At 30.4% G+C, this 22,057-nt stretch carries 23 protein-coding genes; 11 read left to right on the top strand and 12 right to left on the bottom strand.

Features of this window, described 5'->3' with window-relative positions:
- Positions 1-70 precede the first annotated feature (70 nt).
- Positions 71-1,015 carry a homocysteine S-methyltransferase gene (mmuM, locus tag CLFE_RS02525; protein ID WP_077893258.1) on the top strand — a complete coding sequence of 315 codons (945 nt, stop codon included), beginning with the start codon at positions 71-73 and terminating at the stop codon, positions 1,013-1,015.
- Positions 1,016-1,052: 37 nt separating this feature from the next.
- Here the strand turns inward: mmuM and CLFE_RS02520 are convergent, their stop codons facing one another.
- Positions 1,053-1,910, bottom strand: a complete 858-nt coding sequence (locus CLFE_RS02520; RefSeq protein ID WP_077893257.1) for a LysR family transcriptional regulator — start codon at positions 1,908-1,910, stop codon at positions 1,053-1,055.
- 112 nt (positions 1,911-2,022) lie between these two features.
- Between CLFE_RS02520 and CLFE_RS02515 the strand changes: the two genes are divergently transcribed.
- On the top strand, positions 2,023-2,613 hold the full coding sequence (locus tag CLFE_RS02515) for a DJ-1/PfpI family protein (protein ID WP_077893256.1): 591 nt from the start codon (positions 2,023-2,025) through the stop codon (positions 2,611-2,613).
- An 18-nt stretch (positions 2,614-2,631) separates the two neighbouring features.
- Here CLFE_RS02515 and CLFE_RS02510 read toward each other — a convergent pair whose 3' ends face one another.
- A complete protein-coding gene (locus tag CLFE_RS02510) occupies positions 2,632-3,123 on the bottom strand; it encodes a hypothetical protein (RefSeq protein WP_250944713.1) in 492 nt (163 codons plus the stop codon).
- 309 nt (positions 3,124-3,432) lie between these two features.
- Positions 3,433-4,794 (bottom strand): MATE family efflux transporter, encoded by a 1,362-nt coding sequence (locus CLFE_RS02505; RefSeq protein WP_242951604.1) that lies wholly within the window; start codon positions 4,792-4,794, stop codon positions 3,433-3,435.
- 307 nt (positions 4,795-5,101) lie between these two features.
- Here CLFE_RS02505 and CLFE_RS02500 point away from each other — a divergent pair, with 307 nt between their 5' ends.
- Positions 5,102-5,464, top strand: coding sequence for a VOC family protein (locus CLFE_RS02500; RefSeq protein ID WP_077893254.1), 363 nt, complete (start codon positions 5,102-5,104; stop codon positions 5,462-5,464).
- A gap of 162 nt (positions 5,465-5,626) precedes the next feature.
- Entirely contained in the window at positions 5,627-6,061 is a 435-nt protein-coding gene (locus CLFE_RS02495; RefSeq protein WP_077852114.1) for a hypothetical protein, read from the top strand.
- A gap of 93 nt (positions 6,062-6,154) precedes the next feature.
- On the opposite strand, the gene CLFE_RS02490 is transcribed toward CLFE_RS02495, so the two are convergent.
- Positions 6,155-6,976, bottom strand: a complete 822-nt coding sequence (locus CLFE_RS02490) for a nitroreductase family protein (RefSeq protein WP_077893253.1) — start codon at positions 6,974-6,976, stop codon at positions 6,155-6,157.
- Between the two features lie 211 nt (positions 6,977-7,187).
- Between CLFE_RS02490 and CLFE_RS02485 the strand changes: the two genes are divergently transcribed.
- Complete coding sequence (locus tag CLFE_RS02485) at positions 7,188-8,069, top strand: LysR family transcriptional regulator (RefSeq protein WP_077832939.1); 882 nt, start codon at positions 7,188-7,190, stop codon at positions 8,067-8,069.
- Here CLFE_RS02485 and CLFE_RS02480 read toward each other — a convergent pair.
- Complete coding sequence (locus tag CLFE_RS02480) at positions 8,057-8,995, bottom strand: LysR family transcriptional regulator (protein ID WP_077893252.1); 939 nt, start codon at positions 8,993-8,995, stop codon at positions 8,057-8,059. The genes CLFE_RS02485 and CLFE_RS02480 overlap by 13 nt on opposite strands.
- Positions 8,996-9,148: 153 nt before the next feature.
- Here CLFE_RS02480 and CLFE_RS02475 point away from each other — a divergent pair, with 153 nt between their 5' ends.
- The gene (locus CLFE_RS02475; RefSeq protein WP_077893251.1) at positions 9,149-9,886 is read left to right on the top strand and encodes a YoaK family protein; all 738 of its coding nucleotides are present in this window, start codon (positions 9,149-9,151) and stop codon (positions 9,884-9,886) included.
- Positions 9,887-9,941: 55 nt separating this feature from the next.
- On the opposite strand, the gene CLFE_RS02470 is transcribed toward CLFE_RS02475, so the two are convergent.
- The 3 genes from CLFE_RS02470 to CLFE_RS02460 form a co-directional block, all read right to left on the bottom strand.
- Positions 9,942-11,705 carry an MFS transporter gene (locus CLFE_RS02470; RefSeq protein ID WP_077832936.1) on the bottom strand — a complete coding sequence of 588 codons (1,764 nt, stop codon included), beginning with the start codon at positions 11,703-11,705 and terminating at the stop codon, positions 9,942-9,944.
- A 45-nt stretch (positions 11,706-11,750) separates the two neighbouring features.
- On the bottom strand, positions 11,751-12,281 hold the full coding sequence (locus CLFE_RS02465; protein ID WP_077832935.1) for a TetR/AcrR family transcriptional regulator: 531 nt from the start codon (positions 12,279-12,281) through the stop codon (positions 11,751-11,753).
- A 127-nt stretch (positions 12,282-12,408) separates the two neighbouring features.
- A complete protein-coding gene (locus CLFE_RS02460) occupies positions 12,409-12,954 on the bottom strand; it encodes a PadR family transcriptional regulator (RefSeq protein ID WP_077832934.1) in 546 nt (181 codons plus the stop codon).
- A 302-nt stretch (positions 12,955-13,256) separates the two neighbouring features.
- On the opposite strand from CLFE_RS02460, the gene CLFE_RS02455 reads away from it, so the two are divergent.
- On the top strand, positions 13,257-15,251 hold the full coding sequence (locus CLFE_RS02455) for an oxidoreductase (protein ID WP_077893250.1): 1,995 nt from the start codon (positions 13,257-13,259) through the stop codon (positions 15,249-15,251).
- Between the two features lie 163 nt (positions 15,252-15,414).
- Positions 15,415-16,020, top strand: a complete 606-nt coding sequence (locus tag CLFE_RS02450) for a DUF421 domain-containing protein (protein WP_077893249.1) — start codon at positions 15,415-15,417, stop codon at positions 16,018-16,020.
- Between the two features lie 36 nt (positions 16,021-16,056).
- Here the strand turns inward: CLFE_RS02450 and CLFE_RS02445 are convergent, their stop codons facing one another.
- Positions 16,057-17,022: a pectinesterase family protein gene (locus CLFE_RS02445; protein ID WP_432706057.1), complete on the bottom strand. Its 966-nt coding sequence runs from the start codon at positions 17,020-17,022 to the stop codon at positions 16,057-16,059.
- A gap of 3 nt (positions 17,023-17,025) precedes the next feature.
- Positions 17,026-17,493, bottom strand: coding sequence for a GNAT family N-acetyltransferase (locus CLFE_RS02440; protein WP_077893248.1), 468 nt, complete (start codon positions 17,491-17,493; stop codon positions 17,026-17,028).
- A 166-nt stretch (positions 17,494-17,659) separates the two neighbouring features.
- Here CLFE_RS02440 and CLFE_RS02435 point away from each other — a divergent pair, with 166 nt between their 5' ends.
- Positions 17,660-18,793 carry a zinc-dependent alcohol dehydrogenase gene (locus CLFE_RS02435; RefSeq protein WP_077832931.1) on the top strand — a complete coding sequence of 378 codons (1,134 nt, stop codon included), beginning with the start codon at positions 17,660-17,662 and terminating at the stop codon, positions 18,791-18,793.
- Positions 18,794-18,844: 51 nt separating this feature from the next.
- On the opposite strand, the gene CLFE_RS02430 is transcribed toward CLFE_RS02435, so the two are convergent.
- Positions 18,845-19,177, bottom strand: coding sequence for a cupin domain-containing protein (locus CLFE_RS02430; protein ID WP_077832930.1), 333 nt, complete (start codon positions 19,175-19,177; stop codon positions 18,845-18,847).
- A 264-nt stretch (positions 19,178-19,441) separates the two neighbouring features.
- Here CLFE_RS02430 and CLFE_RS02425 point away from each other — a divergent pair, with 264 nt between their 5' ends.
- Positions 19,442-20,296 (top strand): polysaccharide deacetylase family protein, encoded by an 855-nt coding sequence (locus CLFE_RS02425; protein ID WP_077893247.1) that lies wholly within the window; start codon positions 19,442-19,444, stop codon positions 20,294-20,296.
- Positions 20,297-20,358: 62 nt separating this feature from the next.
- On the opposite strand, the gene CLFE_RS02420 is transcribed toward CLFE_RS02425, so the two are convergent.
- On the bottom strand, positions 20,359-21,279 hold the full coding sequence (locus CLFE_RS02420) for an aldo/keto reductase (RefSeq protein WP_077893246.1): 921 nt from the start codon (positions 21,277-21,279) through the stop codon (positions 20,359-20,361).
- A gap of 166 nt (positions 21,280-21,445) precedes the next feature.
- On the opposite strand from CLFE_RS02420, the gene CLFE_RS02415 reads away from it, so the two are divergent.
- Positions 21,446-22,024 carry a 5' nucleotidase, NT5C type gene (locus CLFE_RS02415; protein ID WP_077832927.1) on the top strand — a complete coding sequence of 193 codons (579 nt, stop codon included), beginning with the start codon at positions 21,446-21,448 and terminating at the stop codon, positions 22,022-22,024.
- Positions 22,025-22,057: the final 33 nt, after the last annotated feature.

The raw sequence follows: 22,057 nt of genomic DNA, 5'->3' as shown, positions 1-22,057 counted from the left end.
ACTATCATGAATAAACAATATATAATATAATAATATTTAGTATATTTATTCATAATAAAGGAGGTATTTTATGGTAAACCCTATTAAAGAAGTACTAACTAATTTTCCATTGGCTATTTTAGATGGCGCTCTTGCCACTGAACTTGAGAAACGCGGCTTAGATTTAAATGATTCTTTATGGTCAGCTAAAATTTTAGCTAAAAACCCTGAAATAATAGAAGAGGTTCATTATGACTATTTTGTATCTGGTGCTGATTTTGCAATAACCTCAAGCTATCAAGCTTCAATCGAAGGCTTTATGCAAAGAGGTTTTAGTGAAAAAGAAGCAATAAAGCTTATACAAAACTCAGTTAAAATTGCCCAAAAAGCTAGGGATAGATTTTGGAGTGATCCTAAAAATAGAGTAAATAGAACAAAACCTTTTATAGCTGGTTCTGTAGGTCCTTATGGTGCTTACCTTGCAGATGGCTCTGAGTACAGAGGAGATTATAAAATTGGAGAAAAAGAACTTATAGACTTCCATAGAACTAACGTTAAACTTTTATTAGAAGCTAGAGCTGATATTTTAGCTTGTGAAACTATTCCAAACTTAACTGAAGCCAAAGCCATAGTTAAACTACTTGAAGAATTTTCTGATGCATATGTTTGGATAAGCTTTAGCTGTAGAAATGGTACAGAGATAAGTGATGGTACTCCTATTTTTGAATGTGCTGAGTTTTTAAACAAATGTAGTAATGTTGCTGCTATTGGTGTAAACTGCACAGCCCCTAAATACATAAACTCACTTATAAAAGAAATAAAAAGAACTTCAGATAAACCTATAATTGTTTATCCAAATTCAGGTGAGGATTATGATGCAGTTACAAAAACTTGGCATGGCTCTTCTTCTAGTAACTCTTTTAGTTTAAGTGCTAAAGAATGGTTTTTAAATGGAGCTAATATTATAGGGGGATGTTGTAGAACTACTCCTGCCGATATTAAGGCAACCTATGAGCTTTTAAAAAGTAAATATTAATCTAAAAAAACTTATACCCTTAAAGGTATAAGTTTTTTTAATTCCAGTTCTTTGCTTCCTCTAAAACTATTTCTATGAATTTCTCCATAGCAGGAAACACTTTTTTATTTTTATGATAAATTATCTTAGAACAATACTTATCAAAGGCTTCATCCATATCCTTCGCTTTTATACTATTATTCTTTAGTTCCTGCCTGATTGAATATAATGGCAGCACGGATACTCCAAGCCCATTTATCACACATCTTTTAATTGCCTCTATACTAGACATTTCCAAAGGATTTTTATATTTTACTTTATTTAACTCCAAATAGTGTTCAAACGAATTCCTTAAGCTACACCCTTTTTCACTAAGTATTATATTTTCACTATTTAAAGGCTTAGTGCTATATATCATAACCATTTTTTCTTCCTTTAATTTTTTAATAACAAGATTATCATCTTGAATATTAGGTTCAATAGTAAATATCACATCAAACTCACCACTATAGAGTCTTTTTCTCAAATCACTACAAGTTGAGTTTTTCAAGACTATAGATACTTTAGGATATTTTTCTTTGTATTTTCTTAGTATTTTATCAAGTCTATATATTGATAATGACTCACCCGCACCAATTACTAGTTCTCCTTTAACCTCTTCTGCATTTTTACTAATATTATTTATTTCTCTATATATTTTTAGCATTTCTCTAGCATAGGGCAGTAGTTCTCTTCCAAAACTTGTTATCACTATTTTTTTACCAAGACGATCAAATAGTGATTGTCCTAGTTCTTCTTCAAGCATTTTAATATGCGCCGTAATAGTTGATTGAGCGTATCCTAAGTCCTCTGCTGCTCTTGTAAACCCATTATTCTCTACTACAGAAACAAAGGTTTGTAGATGTCTTATTTCCATATTAATTCATCTCCTCATGCTTATGTTATCACATATTCCGATTATAAAGTTCATATATTTCAATTTTACTGATTACAAACTTAGACTTATACTTTATACGAGGTGATTTATTATGAAAAAAATACTTTTATTATTAGCAAATGGTTTTGAAGCTGTAGAAGCCAGTGTTTTTACAGATGTACTAGGTTGGAACCTTTTAGAAGGTGATGGAAATACACTTGTAGTAACTGCTGGAATGCATGAAAAGCTAAAATGTACTTGGAATTTTACAGTACTACCTGAAATTAAAGTAGAGAATGTTAATGTAGATGATTTTGATGCTCTCATAGTTCCCGGTGGCTTTGAAGAAGCTGGATTTTTTATCGATGCCTATAATAAAGATTTCTTAAACTTAATAAGCGCTTTCAATAATAAAAATAAAATAATAGCTTCTGTATGTGTAGGTGCCCTTCCAATTGGAAAAAGTGGAGTATTAAAAGACCGGACTGCTACTACTTATAATCTAAGCAATGGAAAAAGACAAGATGAGCTATCCAAATTTGGCGTAAAAGTTATGAGAAATGAACCAATTGTAATAGACAAAAATATAATAACCTCCTACAATCCTTCTACTGCATTTAATGTAGCATTTACACTTTTAGAAATGCTTACTACAAAAGATAACTGTACTAAAGTAAAAAAACTAATGGGCTTTCTTCAGTAAAATCCCATTAGTTAAAATCTATTGTTTAAATTCAATCTCCTCAAGCTTTCTAAACTCAAAATTTTCAAGAGGAATATCCTTTAATAGGTTAATTACGCCTTCAAAATTGTCCTCTAAATTTATATTTTGCTCCTCCAGTATACCTCTTAAGGATTCATTTTCCCATTTAATCCATCTTACATAACTCTCACATTCCTTAACGTAATTATAGAATTCATGAGATTTTTCTAAAACCTTTTTTACTTCGTCGCATATAAAAAAGTTACAAACATAGCTTCTATACTGCAAGGGCAAAGTACAACCTTCATTTTGTTTTATAAATGGACATGCTCTAAAAAATATAGTCCTATCATGAACACCATCATCATAATGATTTTCTGATGCCATGTGTTTCTCATAGCCTTCCTCGTCAAAATATCCTTTTGCATGAATATAATAATTATATATTTTCGTACCTTCATTTTTTACAATACGTTTTAAAGTTTTAAATCCTTCTTTACTCTTCGTCATTTTATGAATTTCATAGAGAGTAAACTTAGGAAAATAAAAGCAACACCCTCTATCTTTTATTTTACACATACTTTTCCCAAATGTACTGTGACAATTACCACAGGAACTGCAAACGTACTGAGGAGTTCCCTGATCTAATTTCAAATAAAGCTTAATCAATTTATTGACCCTCTCCCATTATATAACTTCTATATTTAGTATATTTTCCCAAAATACAAAATTAAAACCTTATATAATAAAAAAACTACGACCAAAGCTACGATTATATAATAATCATAATTCTAGTCATAGTTTTTATCAATCATGAGTTTACATTGAACTCTCTGCTATTTTATTGTTAAAGTTTCTTCTATGCTTTATTAAGAAAGGTACTTCATAGGCTAACATAACTATCCATCCACCAAGACAGCTAAAGGCTATTCCTACCATTCCCATTCTAGGCGCTAGTATATATGAAAAACCAACTCTCCCCACCATTTGAGCAAACGTGGATCTTAAAGTAACCTTCATATCTCCCATACCCCTGAAGTATCCTTGCACACCATTTGTCCAACTAGGAAGCAAATAGAAAAATGCCATTAACTTAAGGTAATAGGAACCTGTATTTATAACATTAGTTTCATTGGCATTTACAAACAATTTCATTATAGGTGTAGCTCCAAAAAACACTATGCCCACAAGTATACACCAATAAAGTGTTTCCAACTTTAAACCTGAATAAAAACCTTTTTTTATACGGCTTACTTTTTTAGCTCCTCTATTTTGAGCTAAAAATGTAGTCATAGCGTTACTTATACTTTGTTCTGGTGCAAATGCAAAATCATCTACTCGGTTTACTGCATTAAATGCAGCAATTGCATCTACTCCTAATGAGTTAACAGCACCTTGTACCATGAATTTTCCTATATAAAGGCATGTTTGCTGCATTGCTGTTGCCCAACTATAATTTACTGTTATCTTTAAAAGTGACCTGTCAAGAATCATATCCTTAAGAGAAAATTTTAATATAGGTATTTTAAAATATACATATACAATACAAAATACACAAGACATCATCTCAGCAATAGATGTTGCAATAGCTGAACCTGCAACTCCCATTTTTAGCCACACTACAAATATAATGTCCATTACCACATTTAGAACTGCTGATATCATTAAAAATAAAAGTGGATTTTTAGAATCTCCTATGCTCCTAAGTGCTGCCGCATATATATTATACAAAAATGTAAATATAAGACTAATAAATATAATTCTGAGATAAATTACCGCCTCTGGAATTATAACCTCTGGTGTTTTTACTAATCTTAATATAGGTTCTGTAAAAGTTACACATAAAATAATTACTACTATTGTAAATATAAATCCTGCTATAACTGTAGTAGAAATCTCTCTTCTTAATTTTTTTATATTCCCTGCTCCATAGTATTCACTCATAAGAACAGAGGCTCCAAGACATATTCCAACTATAAAAAACATAACTATATTCATAATAGGATTCGCTATTCCTACAGCTGCTAAAGCATTTTTTCCAACAAACCTTCCAACAATGATTGAATCTGATGCATTATAGGTAAGTTGAAAAAGATTTCCTAAAACCAGTGGAATAGCAAACTTAACTATATGTTTGGGTATATTTCCTTCTGTCATATCTGTAGCCAAATTTTTCACCATCCAATACCGCTTAACGCACACGTTAACAATTAAATCTATTTTCCTATTCCTATAAGTTGTTAAAGTTCTAATACCTTCTAACTTTTAAAATATACTAAAGTCGAACCTGTAAAACAGTAATATTTTAGAAGTTCCCATGTAAGAACTTTATTACAACATATGTACTTAGTATATACCTGTTTGTCTTTAATTAAAAGAGTCTCTATTTTTCATTTTAAAGCATTTATTGACTGAAATACTTATGTTTAGTATATTTACATTGTATAACAACAAATGCTAAATTGATTCAATTAGGGAGTGATATACTGTGAACTTATCTTTTAAAATAACTTCACTATATGTATGTGTAAAAGATATGAGTAGAACTATAGACTTTTATGAAAATCTATTAGATATAAAAGTTACTGAAAAAAGTGAAATCTATAGTGTTTTTGATATAAATGGTTTTAGATATGGTTTATTTGCATATAAAAAAACTGCTGAGGAAAAAACTTGGGGCAATAATTGTCTTCCAAGTTTTGAGGTAAATAATATGGATTTATTTATAAAAAAATTAAAAAAATTAAACTGTTCTATAGTATTTCCTTTAACCATTATAGGGAAAAATAAAGTTTTAGAATTTATTGATAGCGAGGAAAATACTATTGAAATAACATCTCCTATAGACTAATGTTTTAGTTTTTTTAAAAATTTACTCTGTATGAAGTATAATGAAATTAATTATTACCTTTATAAACATAAGTTTCTTAACATATAAGATTTCTAATTGGTTAACCTATTATAGAACTGAGTTTTTAGTTCAAATAAATCAATTAGAAAAGGAGACTATAAAATGAATAATAATTTAGAAGAAACTAAAAGATTAAATGCTCAATCTGCTTCAAAAAAATCATTTGCAAGCTCTAATTCTTTTAAAAATGCTGCAAACACAAACGCAAGTGCTTCTAGTTCTACTAGTTTCTCAAGCAGTGTATCAGATCCTAACTTAGAAGAAGCAAAGAGATTAAATTCTGAAGCTGCTGCTAAAAAATCTTCTATGAGCTCTAGCGCAAGCGGAAGTGCTTTTTCTAACAGTGCTGATAGCGACCTTGAAGAAACAAAAAGACTTAATGCTGAATCTGCAGCAAAGGATCAATCAATAGGAACTGGTATGAGTGGTACTTTCACTAATATTGCTGGATATTCAAGTGCAAGTAATATTTCTAATGACAGCAGCTTAGATGAAACTAAAAAATTAAATGAACAATCTCGTCAAAATAAACAATAATAATAAATAAATATAAAAATTTAGGGTATAAATAGTTTTCTCAAATATTGACTATTTATACCCCTTTTTTATATATAATTTAGTTTGTTTTACTTATTTCCAGCTTATCTCTGCTTTCTTTCTAGGAACAGTTCTCTTATATGTTACATTAGGGTATCCAAGCACCATACAAGTAACTATTTGCTTACCTTCCTTAACTCCTAATAATTCTTGAATTTCTTTACTATTTTGAGCTGCTAATATAAAGAACCCACTAAAGAAAGTTCCAAGACCTAAGGCATCTACCATAAGTTCCATATTTGAAGATGCTAGTGCTGCATTTACAGGTGAAGGAGATGTGGTAACTATAACCGCTGGTGCATTAAAGAATAATTTATCATTTTTTACTGGATCTTCTTTATATGCATTGTACATTTTAATCCACATATCAGCATATCTTTTCATTGGAGAATTATCATCTTCTAAGTTTTCAAGTATATTTTCGCCAATTTCTTTTAAAGATTTTAATACTAAATCCTTTAGTTCTTTTATTTTATCCTTAACCACTATATATGCTACATCTTGAGTATTGCTTCCTGTTTGTGTGAATCTCCCGGCTTCAATAATCTTTGTTATCTTATCTTCTTCTACATCCTTATTCTTGAATTGTCTTATAGTTCTTCTGAACTTTATGAAATTCATTAAATTATCTGGATCTATAGAAAATTCATCCTTATTATATTCTTTTACTTCTTCCATGTCATATTCATCTGTTGATATTGCATTCATAGGACATATTGCAATACAATGTCCACACTTAATACAGACTTCATTATTTATTTTTGCCTTACCGTCAATAATTTCTATATCATTAGGGAAACAATCCTTTACACATTTACTACAACCAATACACTTTTCAGTATTTACTTTCATCATATTATCAATCTCCTTTTGACATAAACATAAATAAATTTTATAATAGTTTTAATATTAATACAAGACAAAGCCTGATATACTTATAACAAATAATTTCTTATTCTTATGTATATCAACCATCATTATTAAAATTATAACACTATATATTGAATTGTGTCCAATTAATATTATTCACAATTCAATAACCAAAAGTTATGGAAAGGAATTCACTATGAATCTACAACATTTAGAATATTTAAAGAAGATAGAAGAGACAGGAAATTTCACCAAAGCTGCTGAAGAATGTTCCGTTACACAACCTGCACTTAGCAAAGCTATATCAAAATTAGAAGAAGAGTTAAATGCACCACTTTTTAAAAGAAATGGTAGAAGCATAGAATTAACAGACTTCGGTAAAGTGTTTTTAAAACATTCAAATATAGCCCTAATAGAATTAAATAAGGGTATTAATGAAGTAAGAAAAATGCTACTTCCTAACAAATCCATAATATCTATAGCCTCAACTCACTGTATAGGCTCGTACTTTATTCCCTATTTAATAGGAGATTTTTTGAACAATAATAAAGATATACGATTTGAATTTTCTCATGAATCTACAAATAAGATACTGGATGATTTAAAATATGGTAAAATATCTCTGGGCTTCTATGATGATTCTAGTTATGTTAATAAATACAGGGAAATTCATTCTGAGATTATATCAAAGGAAGAATATGTTTTAATTGTTCCTAAAAATCATAGACTTGCAAAGGAAACTGAGGTCTCTCTTAAAAATCTAAAGAATGAATCTTTTATAGTACAAAATGATAGCAATAAGGATAGTTTAATTTCTTACTCTGAATTCATGAAGCACACTACAGAAATATCCTTAGAACACAATGAAGTATCAATGATAGGTGGTTTGGTAGCTACTGGTGCAGGTATTGCAATAATTCCAAAAGTTCCTCTTATAAATACAAATGCAGTATCAGTTATAAAGATAAAAGAAGAACCAATATATAAAACAATATATATTGGTTGGCTAAAGGACTCTTACATGTCACCTACAACAAAAAAATTTATAGAGCATATAATTAAAAATCATTCTATGTGAATTTTTTTATAATCTTCAGAGTTCTTACTTCTTATGGTATATTCCTCATCCATAACCTTTTTTAATTTTATAATAAATTCACGTGTTGCCCTTGTAATGTACTCACCTTTTCTATAAGCAACTACTAGAGTATGTTCTAAATCGTCTATTATAAAATGACTTTCTTTAGGCTTTGTATTTAAAAGACATAGAACATTCTCTGGTACTATAGTAAATCCCATGCCTGAAGCTGCAAGTCTATAAGCAACAGCTAAATTTGCAATCTCAAGTATTACATTGGGTTTAACCTCCATTCTTGAGAATATTTCATCGGAAATAAGCCTCATTCTTTGTCCTTTTTTCAACATTATAAATTTTTCATTTTTAACTAGATTAAATTTAATATTTCCAGTCATTTTACATATAGGATGCTTAAATGGTGCTATAAGAAACATTTTCTCATTCATTATTGCTTCATACTGAATTTTTTCATGCTGTACTGGAAGTGCTAGTATCGCAATATCAACCCTGCCATCTAAAAGCATCTGCTCTAATTCTGATACTATATTTTCTTCAATTATTATTTCTATATTGGGAAATTCCTCATAAAATCTTGGCAATATAAGAGGTAATATGTATGTTCCTGCTTGGCTAGGAACTCCAAGAATAATACGCCCTTTTTTTAAATTAACTATATCATTTAATTCTCTTGTAAGCTGATTATTTAAATTAATTATATTTTTAGCTGTTTCAATATATTTCTCTCCTGCAAAGGTAAGCGTAATAGCTGTTGCTGTTCTATCAAATAGCTTTACCCCTAAGCTGTTTTCTAATCTTATTATGTATTGGCTAAGTGATGGCTGCGATATATAAAGTCTTTCTGCGGCCTTAGAGATGCTTTTTTCCTCAGCTACAATTGTTACATACTCAAATTGACGAAAATCCACAGTTTTACCCCCTCTTAATATGTTTTTCATAGTATATAGTTTTATCCTATACACTACATAATATCAATAGTATTATACACTTATTAAAAATAAAAATATAATATATATGTTGATTTAACAAAAGAAAAAATATGAAGGGAAGTTACTATAATTTTGGCCATTAAAAATATTACTATGTTAACCAAAAACAAAATAAATCTACCAAGTTTTGCTGCCGAATCCTTATTTCTCGCAGTACTATTAACGCTAGTAGGCGGTTTTCTAGATGCCTATACTTTTATTGGGCGTGGTGGTGTTTTTGCAAATGCTCAAACAGGAAATCTTGTTCTCTTTGGTGTAAATATTTTTAGCGGAAACTTTAAACAAGCCATAGCTTGCTTTATACCTATAATTGCTTTTGTTTTTGGAGTTTTTGCTGCTGAATTAGTTAAGAAAAGTTCTAAAGTATATTTCATGCCTAACTGGGAAAGAACAATTTTAGTATCTGAAATGGTTATTCTATTTATAGTTGGTTTTATGCCTAAAACTATTTCTAACTCTATCATAAATGTTACAATTTCTTTTGTTGCTTCCATGCAATATTGTTCTTTTAAAAAGCTTGGCGATTCTCCCTATGCAACCACAATGTGCACTGGAAATTTACGTTCTGCCTCGCTAGCTGCTTACACTGCCTTTACAAATAAGGATAAACAAGCTGCAATAAAATCAATTAGATACTTTATTGTAATCTTCTCTTTTATTATTGGTGTAGGTACTGGTGGATTACTAACCTTTTTCACAGGTGTACATGCAATATGGTTTGTAGATATATTATTAGTATTTGTTTTTATTTTGCTTGATTTAGAATTAAAAGAAGAACAACTCTTAGAAGAAAAAAAACAGGCTGTATAGCCATACTATATAAAAGGTTACTAGATAAACTTCACTAGTAACCTTTTTTATTAATTTATATATTTTTAGCTTTTATCTTTTTCTTATTACTAAGCATTAATGCCGCTACAAGCCCTATGATTGCAATTATTCCTGCTGTTATGAACATATTTTTATAACCTGCACTTATAGTGCTTTGAAATGTCTTTTCTATAACTTCTTTTTTTGCATCAATTTTATTTAAATAATCAGCTTTTAAACCTGAAAATATTTTATTAAAATCTATATGTGACGCTGCACCTTTTGGCATATTACCCATAGATTCCATCATCCTGCCCTTTAAACCTGGAATGATTTTATCTATCATATCTCCAGCAAAATCTTTTATAACGCTTACTATATTAGTAGCATCTGCTGATTGTAATTTTGCAAGTGCTCCACTTGAAAGCTTACCACCACTTGACATTTTGGCTATATCTATGGTTGTTTTGCCTGCCCCTGGGTAGGCTGGAATTGTTATTTTAGGCATAACCGCCATAAGATTTCCTTGAACTTTTTGTCCTGCTTCAGATATAAAATTTATCATTATGTTTGGAGAAACTGCAACTCCTATTGACCTTATTAATGACAAAGTAGATAATGCTGATGCTGATTCTTTTTCATCTACAAAAGAAAGCATTAAATAGTTAAGTGGTGTTCCCATAGTAAAGCCCATTCCAAAGCCTACAAATATAAGACCTATCATAATTGAAGCAAAATTTGGATATTTAGTTGTATAAAAAGCTAAGAAAAAGGTTCCAAAGGCTGTGCATATCATTCCCAGTACCGTAACAAGTTTTGCAGAATATTTATCTATAAACTTACCTCCAAGAGGAGCACTTACTCCCGCAAAAACAGACATAAACGTAACTAAATATCCTCCGGTTCCAGTTTTAAGCTTTAATATATTTTCAGCAAATTGAGGAATAAATGTAACCGCCATAAGTCCTACACCTGTTATAAATCCAAGTATTAAAGTTAAAAGTATTTGTTTTTCTCTAAAGTATGATAAATTTAAAATAGGGTCTTGTGCCTTTTTCTCTACAAGTATAAACAAAGGCACAAAAATAAAGAATATTATTAGGAAAGGATATACCTTTGTATCCTGTATACTTTTACTCAAATCTCCAAAATTAAGGTTTGTTAGTGCATACATAAGACTTAAAATCATTATGCTAAGTACAACACTTCCCTTTAAGTCCATCCTACTTTTTGCTTCCCCTAAATTCTCTTTCAAATTTATACTTAATGCTAAAATTATTAAGCTTATAGGGAGATTTATAAAGAATATCCATCCCCAGTGGTCATTTCCCGCAGTACTTAAAATTGAGGATCCCATTGTAGGTCCTAATATGGTTGCAATTCCATAAATACCTCCTACAAAGCCTAGTGCAGTACCTCTTTTTTCTGGAGGGAAGCTAATTCCTATAAATGCATTAGCTATAGGCATTATTCCTCCACCTCCAATAGCTTGAATAACTCTAGCTACTAAAAAGAAGGTATAATTACCATAAAAATTTGAGATCCCACAAAGGGATGAACCTATTGCAAAAGTAAGTATACTTATTATATAAACCCTTTTTCTTCCATATCTATCTGAAAGCTTACTTACTATAGGCATTGATACGGCATAAACTAAAGTATATATCGTAATCATCCAAACACTGAGACTTTCACTTATTCCAAAACCATTTTTAATAACGTCTCTTGCTGGAGATACAATTCCACTGTCTATTGCCCCCATAAAAATTCCTAATAAAAAAATTATTAATGCTATAATTCTTTTTTTATTATTATCCATAATATTCTCCTTCCATGAACAATGTTCATTTAAATTTAAAAAAAATTATATATTCATATGGTCATATAATTCATCATATGTTATGTACTTGTTTTTGCTTAAATATATAAGATTTGAAAGTATAAAGTGAGTAAGCTTCTCTGAATTTAACTTTGACTTTATGTTTCCTCTACTTTTTTCTATTGAAATTATCTCTTCAACCTTTATATAGACATCCTTTATATCAGAAGCGCTTTTACTTTTATAGCCTTCTATTGCTAAAATCTCATAAAATATGGACAAATATTTATCAACAAATCCATCCATGGCTAAATAAACTTTTCTTAACTTTTCCTTTATCGGTTCTTCAGAATCCTTAAGCTTCTCTAATGAACTTAAAGCATCTCTCCAATCATCTTTACAAATTTCGCCTACAAATTCCTCCTTTGTTTTGAAATAGTTATAAAAAGTTCCTATTGCAATACCGCAGTTTTTAGCTACATTTCTTATGCTTAGTTCTTTGTAACTCTTTTCCATAAGTGTTCTTCTTCCTTCTAGTATAAGTTTCTCCTTTATATCTTCAATTATTCTAGGCATTTTGTCATCCCCCAATTTTATGAACCACGTTCATATTATACTTTATGCAATTATTTTTTGTCAATATTCATTTAAAGAAGGAATTTTTAAAGCATTAATAGTCTTTAAAAATTCCTTAGCTTTACTTTTATATGCATATTTTATCAATACAATCCTTAAGCCATTCTACATAAGTCTTTTCTCTCATAACAGCACCATTTAATACAATATAATCACCAAACTCCTTAGAATGAACCTTTGGAATAATATTCCCATCTGCAAGCTTCTTCAGGCTGTCTTCTAAATATTTTAATCTCTCAGTGTGCTTATAGAGTGCAGTTTTAAATTGTTTAATCAAAGTTTCTTCATCCATTTCATCACAAAAATATGCCTTTAATCTAAAAATATCTTTAGGCGTTGGTTCTAGCGGTTCTTCTTTTTTAAGCCATTTTTGAAAACATTCTTTTCCCTTTTCTGTTATTGTGTATAGCTTTTTCTCTAACTTTTCTCCCTGTATTACAGTAGTATATGATATTAGTCCTTCATCTGTTAACTTTTTTAGTTCAGGATAAATTTGACTATGTTTAGCATACCAAAATTCTGATAACCCCGAGTTAAATTCTTTTGATATGTCATATCCTGTTATTTTCTTTCTATTTATTAATCCTAAAATAGCATACTTTAGATTTCTCAAGTGCTACACCTCATTCTTATGTAAAATTTCTAATTAATTTCAATTATAAAAGAATTTTATTCTAACTTCTAGCATATAAAATATTTTAGAGTTAAACCTTTTAATCATATATTTTATTTTTTCCATTATCTCAATAGATTTTTTATATAATATTTTATCATTATTAACTACAAATTTAAACATTTTATAAAACGAACATGTAAATGTTGACAGGTTTCGAGTAATCCTATTATAATAGGATATATGATTATTTTACAAAAATTTGTTTAATATTTAACAATGTTATTAAGGAGGGTATACTTATGAACAAGTACAAAAGATTATTTGAACCAGTGAAAATCGGAAAATGTGAAATAAAAAATCGTTTTGCATTAGCTCCAATGGGACCTTTAGGATTGTCAGACAACGAAGGTGGTTTCAATCAAAGAGGAATTGATTACTATACCGAAAGAGCTAAAGGTGGCACAGGATTAATTATAACAGGTGTTACTTTTGTAGATAATGAAGTTGAAGAACATGGTATGCCAAATGTTCCATGCCCTACACATAATCCAGTTCAGTTTGTTAGAACAGGAAGAGAAATGACTGAAAGAATTCACGCATATAATTCGAAAGTGTTTTTACAAATGTCAGGTGGCTTTGGTAGAGTTACTATTCCTACTAACTTAGGTGAATTTCCGCCAGTTGCACCATCTCCAATTAAACATAGGTGGCTTGATAAAACTTGCCGTGAACTAACTGTAGATGAAATCAAAGCTATAGTTAAAAAGTTCGGTGATGGTGCCTATAATGCTAAAAGAGCTGGTTTTGATGGAGTTCAAATCCATGCTGTTCATGAAGGATACCTCATAGATCAATTTGCTATTTCTTTATTTAATCATAGAACTGATGAATATGGTGGAAGCTTAGAAAACAGGCTTCGTTTTGCAAAAGAAATAGTAGAAGAAATTAAAAATCGTTGTGGAGAAGATTTTCCAGTAACTCTTAGATATTCTCCAAAGAGCTTTATTAAAGATTTAAGAGATGGTGCTCTTCCTGGGGAAGAATTTACGGAAAAGGGAAGAGATTTAGATGAAGGAGTTGAAGCTGCAAAACTTCTTGTAGCTTATGGATATGATGCTTTAGACACTGACGTTGGATCTTATGATTCATGGTGGTGGAGCCATCCTCCTATGTATCAAGAAAAGGGACTTTACAGACCATATGCAAAATTAATGAAGGAAACTGTAGATGTACCTGTTATATGTGCTGGAAGAATGGATGATCCTGATATGGCTTTGGAAGCTATTGAAAATGGAACTTGTGATATGATTAGTCTTGGAAGACCACTTCTTGCAGATCCTGATTATGTAAATAAATTAAGAAGCAATAAATGTAAGTCTATAAGACCTTGTATTTCTTGCCAAGAAGGATGCATGGGCCGAGTACAGCATTATTCAATGCTTAACTGTGCTGTTAATCCTCAAGCTTGTAAAGAGAGAGCTAACGCACTTAACCCAATAGTTAAAAAGAAAAAGGTTTTAGTAGTAGGTGGCGGCGTGGCTGGCTGTGAAGCTGCTAGAGTTTTAGCTCTTAGAGGTCATGAGGCTGTTATTTTTGAAAAGAGCGACAGACTTGGGGGAAACCTTATACCTGGTGGTGCACCAAGCTTTAAAGAAGATGATATTGCCTTAGCTGATTGGTACGCTCATACCTTAGAAGAATTAAATGTTAAAGTAACTTTAAATCACAAGGTTACAAAAGATGAAATTCTAAATTCTAATTATGACAGTGTAATTATAGCTATTGGCTCAACTCCAAAGGTATTTCCACTTGGAGATGATAAAAAAGTATTTACAGCCGCTGAGGTACTACTTGGGAAAAAAGATGCAGGAAATGCAACTGTTGTAGTTGGTGGTGGTCTTGTTGGCTGTGAACTTGCACTTGACCTTGCTAAAAAAGGTAAAAAGGTAACTATCGTTGAAGCTTTAAATAAAATTCTTGCTTTAAATGGTCCTTTATGCTCTGCAAATAGCGAAATGTTAGAGAAGCTAATACCTTTCAACGGAATAGAAGTAAAGGCAAATTCAAAAGTAAAAGAATACAAAAATGGATTATTAAAAATGGAAACAGTAAACGGCATAGAAGAGCTGCCATGTGATTCAGTAATTCTTTCTGTTGGCTATAAAGAAGAGAATTCTTTATACAAAGAATTAGAATTTGAAATTCCTGAGATTTATCTTTTAGGCGATGCTCGTAAGGTTTCTAATATAATGTATGGTATTTGGGATGCTTTTGAAGTAGCTAACCATATATAATAGTAAGAGGTTTAAAGAAAACTCCGAAAGGGGTTTTCTTTTATTTCAATTATTTTATATAGCATTATTATATTAAATTCTATTATTTTCAACTTAATTTAGAATAAAATTTTCTTATTTTTAAATAATATTTATATACATGTGGATTTAAAGGAGAAAAGAAATGGAATTTAATCGAATACTAGAAACAATTATTATCTTTTTTTCCGGCACTCTTATTTTGAGAATAGCTGGCAGAAAGTCCATATCCCAAATGACTATGGCTCAAACCATTGTAATGATTTCTTTAGGTGCCCTTTTAGTCGGTCCTATAGTAAGCAAAGGAGTTACTGCAACTGTTTTAATTGGTTGTCTTCTTGGAATTTTAATGATAATTACAGAATACATGCAAATGAAATTCGATTTTTTAGAAAACTTATTTACTGGGAAATCAGTGTTAGTTATTGAAAATGGAAAAGTAAATCTAAAAAACTTAAAAAAACTGAGAATGTCTATGGATAAGTTAGAAATGCGTTTAAGAGAGGATGGCATACCCTCAATAGAAGATTTAAAATATGCCTCAATAGAAGTAGATGGTCAATTAGGTTATGAATTAAAGGATAATAAAAAACCTTTAACAAAGGATGATTTTAATCTTATAATGTCAGAAATATCAGGTATGAAAAAAGCACTCAAATATAATACTAAACCTGTTGGCATGACACAAAACAATATATTTGAGGAATTAATAACTCATAAATTTGAGGGTAATGACAAAGAACCAAGCTAAAGACAGAATACATTTTATGTATTCTGTCTTTAGTATTCAAATAACCTTCCAATTATCCGCTCCTCTTAAAACATTTGAAATAGAGTATTTTTCTGCTTCCTCTTCTGTTAAAGCATGTGTCCATTTAGGTCTTTTACCATAAGCTCCAGGTCCATAGCTACCATACTCTGCGTAGTAGCTTTCTCTCTCCGCATTACTTTTATTCCAATTATGAAAGCCTTCTTCAATTATATGCTCTCCTAAGTAACATCTTATAAGTACCGTCTTTGCATAATCTCTCCAGGGCCTTCCGAGATAAACTGTATGTTTCTTCGCATCACTCATAAATTTGCAGTCAAAGAACACATAACCGAATTCTTTCCCTTCTGGTGTTGATGCTGCTGTTACAAACCCATTTATCTTCTTATTTTTATTATTAGAGAATATTTCGCATTTATTAAATACCGCTGTAGCTGATCCAAATATAAAATCTATATCTCCTCTTATATAACAATTTTCATAATACTGACGTGTATCTCTTCTTTCAGTGCCATCTTTCGGACCACCGAAATTGTTTCCTTCTATAGGCTTGGGTGGAAGCGGTCCAGTAAATAGAGTATCTTGATTTGCTATCAACCTGCAATTTTTAACAATCATTCTATCACCATCTGCATAAAGTGCCACCGCTTGTCCTACTAAATCTCCATCGCCTGCTGTATTTTCAATGGTTATATTTTCACAAATAAAATCATCACCATCAACAAACATTGTGTAGGAATTAAAAGTTCTCATTCTTTCTCCGTTTTCCATAAGTGTATCAGCAGAATCATTAAAAGTTATAATTGTATTTTCTTTATCCTCACCTATTAAAGTTACATTAGGCTTTCTTATACTTAACTTTTCTTTATAAACACCAGATTCAACTGTTATAACTACTCTTTCTTTATTGTTGTCAGGTATACTATCTACTGCTTTTTGTATTGAAGTAAACTGAGATTTTCCGTCCTTTGATACTGTAATCACTTACTATCTCTCCTTTTCCTCTATTTTCTGTAATATTATTGTTCTTTTATAGAATCCATATTTTTTATAAAACTCTAATACTTTTTCATTACCTTCCGCTACACCTATTCTTTTAGATTTAACCTCATTTTCATCTAACCATTTAAGCGCTCTAGTCATTAATTTATCTCCAAGAGAAAACTTCCTATAATCCTCTTCAATAAATATAGATTCAATTTCACCAATTTTGTCATCATTTATTGTACTTATACAATAACCAATGTAATTGTCACCTTTTTTTATTAAATCTATGTTTACTGCTTTTATATTTGCTTTCGTAAAACTTTTACGTCTAGCATCAAATTTAAACTTTTTATATCTGTAGGCGAAATATTTAGCTTTATTTTCATGATATTTATTTAACTTTTCCCATAAAGGCTCAACTAAATCAAGTAACTCTAATCCTCCATTAACAAATTGAAACTCTTCCATATTCCATTCACATCCTAAATTAACGTTATTGTATAATATTAGTTTAATTATACGATATTATCCTTTTAATTGTCCATTATTGTTATTATTTATAAAGCATAAACATAAGCAATACTCAAATACTAAAAGCATTGAGAAATTTTTATTTTATAAGGAGATGCTTTAAATGAAAGCTATAACTTTTCAAGGTATGAATAACGTCAAAGTTAAAAATGTAAACGACCCTAATATTATAAAAAATGACGATGCAATTATAAAAATAACCTCTACTACAATATGTGGTTCTGACCTTCATCTTCTCCGTGGAACTATACCGAAGGTTCCTCATGGATTTATTATAGGTCATGAAGCAATGGGCATTGTTGAAGAAACAGGAAAGGAAGTCTCAAACATAAAAAAAGGCGACAGAGTAATTGTTCCCTTTCCTGTTTCTTGTGGGCACTGTTGGTACTGCACACATGGTCTTTCTAGCCAATGTGATAATTCAAATGAACATGGTGAAGTTGGAGCTATATTCGGTTATGGTGATTTGATGGGAGGCTATGATGGAGGTCAGGCTGAGTACTTAAGAGTCCCTTATGCAAATTTTGGTCCCAAATTAATTCCTGAGGAACTCACAGATGAACAGACTCTCTTTTTAACAGATATACTACCAACCTCCTATTGGGGAACTATAGTAAATGGAGGTGTTAAACAAGGTGATACCGTAGTTGTTCTTGGCTGTGGTCCAGTTGGACTTTTAGCACAAAAATGGGCAGCTTATGCCGGTGCAACTAGAATAATTGCAGTAGATAACATAGACTACAGATTAGAGCATGCAAAAAAATATAACTCAGTAGAAGTATTAAATTTCAATGACTACGACAATACAGGTGAATATATTAAAGAAATAACCCACGGAGGAGCAGATGTTGTAATTGATTGCGTCGGAATGGATGGTGAAAAATCTACTATTGAAACTGTAGAAACTCTCTTAAAAATGCAAGGTGGTTCAAAATCTGCAATAGAAATATCTTCTCAAGCTGTAAGAAAAGGTGGAACAGTATCTGTAGTTGGTGTTTATGGTGCCAGATATAATAACTTTCCTTTTGGAGACTTCTTCTCTAGAAACATAACCCTAAAAACAGGTCAATGTCCAGCACACTCTTATGTTGATGTTATTTTAGATCTTATTAAAAATGGAAAGTTTGATGCTACTGACATAATAACTCATACGATGTCTCTTGCTGATGGTGAAAAAGCTTATAATTTATTCAATAATAAACTAGATAATTGTATAAAGGTTATATTAAAACCATAGAATCTTTAATATAAAGGAGCTTTGGCAAAAACTGTACCAAAGCTCCTTTTTTTATTTTATGAAATCTTCTCTATATGGAGTAAATATATCTAATAGTACTCCCTTTTTTAAACACTTGCAGCCATGTACTATATTAGGCAATTTAAAAAGAGTATCACCCTTTTTAACAATCTTTTTTACCCCATCAATTTGAAATTCAAACTCACCCTCTAATACATAAGAAAGTTGCGTATGTGGATGATTGTGCAGTTCACCTACAGCTCCCTTTTCAAAATGCACTTCAGCTGCCATGAGATTTTCTCCATAAGCTAGTACTTTTCTTTTAACCCCTTCCCCTGTGACTTCAAACTTTCTCTCTTCTCCATACACAAATGCTTCATTCATAAATATATAATACCTCCCCATTAACTTTTAGTTACTTATAATTTTAGCACAATAATACAAGCATTCCAGTTACTTTAATAATGTAATACAACTTTTTATAAGTAGTAATCTATTTAAAATAAATTTTATTTCGTTTTCTATTGCAGCTTTTATTTTTCATACTATAATAGGTATAGTAGTATTTAAATTCCATTAACACTAAAATTTTTTCAAGAATTGAAATTATAAATTTATTACTAAAAACTAAATTAGAAGGTGAATTTTTTGAATGAAGAAAAGAATAGTACCAAAAAAAAATTAATAATTAAACGTTCCATCTTAGTAGGCTTTGTAGCTATTTTATGCTGGATCTCATTTTTTGTTTTCGGAGCATATTACCACAAAAAAACAATAACATCGGCTGAAGAAACAAAAAACAAAGTCAGTATATTAAAACACCTAAAAAAACACATTAATTCAAAAGAAAAAAAGCAAATTGTAAATATAGTTCCTGGATATATGGAACCTTGGGAAATACAAAGAAACAATCCACACAAAACGGCATATTTAACTTTTGATGATGGTCCATCAGCTAACACTACAAAAATACTTAATATACTAAATGCCAATAAAATAAAAGCTACATTTTTTGTTATTGGCAAAAACGCAGAAGCTTACCCTGATTTAGTTAAATTAGAAGCTAAAGATGGTAACTCTGTTGGCAATCATACTTACTATCATAATATACGTTACAATGAAGCTCCTAATGAGTTTTTAGCTGATGTAAACAAGTGTGATTCTGTATTAAAATCAATTTTAGGTGATAAATACACTCCAAAATTAATTAGATTTCCTGGAGGTTCTGGTGAAAAAAATGAACCTAGATTAGCAGCCTTTAGGCAAACTGTAAAAAGCGCTGGCTATAGGTATCTTGATTGGAATGATGAAACTGGTGATGCAGAACAAGGACTTGCTCCTGTATCAACTTTAATGTACAACCTAGAAAGATATACTTCAGGCCATCATACTGTGGTAATTTTAATGCACGATGCTTCTGCAAAGACCACCTCTGTAGACGCACTACCACAAGTAATACAATATTTAAAAAGTCTTAATTTTACATTTGATAAGATTTCATAACGAAGTGATTTCCCATTGTGATTCATAAATTACAATGGGAATATTTTATTTACTCTTTCTAATTATGGCAGTTTATTTCCTGCCGCTCTATATATTTCATACCATTCTTGTCTTGTAAGTTCTACCTTTGAGGCTTTACAAATGCTTTTTAGGCGATCAATATTTGTTGTTCCAACTATTGGCTGCATTTTAGCTGGATGCCTTAAAATCCAAGCAATAGCTATTGCTGTATTTTCTACTTCTCGATCCTCTGCTATTTTATTTACCACCTTATTTAGCTCAGGAAATTTATCATTATCTAAAAATACTCCTTCAAAAAATCCATACTGAAACGGAGACCACGGCTGAATAGTTATATCATGCAAACGACAAAAATCTAACACACTGTCATCTCGATTAATAGCAGCTTCATTTTTCATATTTACATTTATTCCTGCTTCAACTATTCCTGTATGCATAACACCAAACTGAAGTTGATTTATTATTATCTTTTGATTCAAATATTTGCTCAAAAGCTTAATTTGCATAGGATTTTCATTGCTAACACCAAAGTGCCTAACCTTACCACTAGAACTCAATATATCAAATGCTTCTGCTACTTCTTCTGGCTCCATAAGCGCATCAGGACGATGAAGCAGTAGTACATCCAAATAATCTGTCTTTAACCTTTTCAAGCTACCATCTACCGAATTCAATATATGTTCTTTAGAAAAATCATAATATCCCTTTCTTATACCACATTTGGATTGTATAATAAGTTCTTCTCTAATACTAGGCTTCATATCAATAGCCTCAGAAAAAACTTCTTCACTTCTGCCACCGCCATATATATCCGCATGATCAAAAAAATTTATTTTCTCTTCAAGTGCAGTATTTATAAGCTTTCTTGCCTCTTTTACTGTAAGCTTACTAAGTCTCATGCAACCAAGCGAAATCTCCGAAGCATTAGAAAGTTCACCATTTGCTATATTTATTTTTTTCATTTTATTCCCTCCCTATTTAAAATCATTTTACACTTAAGTTATTAAAATTGTCTAGTAAATATACATTCGATTGTTTATTGAATATTTAATACTACCTTAATGAATTCTTAACTTTAATTTAGTATTATAAATTTATAGTTACTATATAAACGAAAGGGTGAAGTACATGAAAAATTTAAATATTTGCATTGATATTGATGGAACTATTACTGATGCTTACTATTGGATTGATTTATGTAATGAGCATTTTAATACAAGTATTACAAACGGTGATGCTACAGAATATTATATACACAAAGTACTAAATGTATCCGAAGAGCAGTACAATGAATTCTATAAAAAATATAAGTATAAACTTCACACTAATCAAAAATTAAGAAAAAATGTCAAATCAGTAATCCATACGCTTAGCTTAAAAAATAACATCTATTTTGTAACTGCAAGAGATAGAGATCTTACAATTCTTACCTACAGCTACTTAAGGAAAAACAAAATTCCCTACAATGATTTATTTATTCTGGGTACTCATCATAAGGTTCCTACAGCTAGGCAATTAAACTGTGATTTATTTATAGAAGATAATTATGATAATGCAATTGAACTTTCAAACGCTGGCTTTAAAGTACTTTTAATTGATACAAATTACAATAGGAAGCCGTTAAATCCAAATATCTTAAGATTTTATTCTTGGGATGAAGTATATGATATAATAGATAAACTTTTCGAAAGATCAGAGGCTATATAAATTCATAAATGGGTTTTCCTACAAAAGGATAAA

Source organism: Clostridium felsineum DSM 794 (assembly GCF_002006355.2).
Lineage (GTDB): Bacteria > Bacillota > Clostridia > Clostridiales > Clostridiaceae > Clostridium_S > Clostridium_S felsineum.
Note: the sequence above shows the minus strand (reverse complement) of the source record. Positions and strands in the feature narration are given on the sequence as shown.